Source organism: Vibrio sp. 10N.222.55.C6, assembly GCF_041473395.1.
GTDB classification, from domain to species: domain Bacteria; phylum Pseudomonadota; class Gammaproteobacteria; order Enterobacterales; family Vibrionaceae; genus Vibrio; species Vibrio crassostreae_C.
The window spans coordinates 1-248 of the sequence record NZ_JBFRSD010001225.1 but is presented as its reverse complement, the minus strand read 5'-3'; the positions used below and the strand labels follow the sequence as shown (position 1 = coordinate 248).

The 248-nt window shown below is 42.3% G+C and carries 1 pseudogene; it reads right to left on the bottom strand.

Going from position 1 to position 248, the window contains the following annotated elements:
• Positions 1–248, bottom strand: a pseudogene (thiE, locus tag AB4486_RS28290) (thiamine phosphate synthase); the annotation flags it as partial.

Below are 248 nucleotides of genomic sequence, written 5' to 3'. Positions count from 1 at the left end.
AGTAACCAAGCAAAGTGGCCGCGATCATCTAACTCCTGATGAACTGTAGTGTCATTCTTGATGACACGATTAGCATCTAGGTGTGACCAGATATCCAGTACAGCTGAATCATCTGAGACACCGATATAGATGGTATTCGGAGTTTCTGTAAAGGCATCACAAACGTCAGTTAACGCGACTGAATTACTGTAATCAACAACATGGTTCAGTTCCGCTAACTTACACTCTGCCAATGAATCAACATCATG